The organism is Kamptonema formosum PCC 10802, from assembly GCF_000332335.1.
GTDB lineage: Bacteria > Cyanobacteriota > Cyanobacteriia > Cyanobacteriales > Oscillatoriaceae > Oscillatoria.
Genome location: NZ_KB235948.1, coordinates 5,397,702 through 5,398,579, shown reverse-complemented (window position 1 = coordinate 5,398,579; position 878 = coordinate 5,397,702). Strand labels below are relative to the sequence as shown.

The following is an 878-nucleotide window of genomic DNA, read 5'->3' as shown; positions in this document are numbered from 1 at the left end:
ATTTGGCATACCTCTACGATTCCCAGGGGCGCTACGAGAAAGCGGAACCGCTGTATGAGGAAGCTTTGGCGATGTATAAGCGCCTGTTTAAAGGCGACCACCCCGATGTCGCCTCTAGCCTCAACAATTTGGCAGGACTCTACTATTCCCAAGGGCGCTACGAGAAAGCGGAACCGCTGTATGAGGAAGCTTTGGCGATGAGAAAGCGCCTGTTTAAAGGCGACCACCCCGATGTCGCCTCTAGCCTCAACAACTTAGCAGGACTCTACGATTCCCAGGGGCGCTACGAGAAAGCGGAACCGCTGTATGAGGAAGCTTTGGCGATGAGAAAGCGCCTGTTTAAAGGCGACCACCCCGATGTCGCCACTAGCCTCAACTGTTTGGCAGGACTCTACCGTTCCCAGGGGCGCTACGAGAAAGCGGAACCGCTGTATGAGGAAGCTTTGGCGATGAGAAAGCGCCTGTTTAAAGGCGACCACCCCGATGTAGCCAGAAGCCTCAACAATTTGGCAGGACTCTACGATTCCCAGGGGCGCTACGAGAAAGCGGAACCGCTGTATGAGGAAGCTTTGGCGATGACAAAGCGCCTGTTTAAAGGCGACCACCCCCATATCGCCACTAGCCTCAACAATTTGGCATACCTCTACGATTCCCAGGGGCGCTACGAGAAAGCGGAACCGCTGTATGAGGAAGCTTTGGCGATGACAAAGCGCCTGTTTAAAGGCGACCACCCCGATGTCGCCACTAGCCTCAACAATTTGGCATACCTCTACGATTCCCAGGGGCGCTACGAGAAAGCGGAACCGCTGTATGAGGAAGCTTTGGCGATGAGAAAGCGCCTGTTTCAAGGCGACCACCCCGATGTCTCCATTAGCCTC

Annotated in this window: 1 protein-coding gene; it reads left to right on the top strand. The window is 54.9% G+C overall.

The features are described from left to right. A partial coding sequence (locus tag OSC10802_RS41485; protein ID WP_017719260.1) for a tetratricopeptide repeat protein occupies positions 1-878 on the top strand: 878 nt, incomplete at both ends.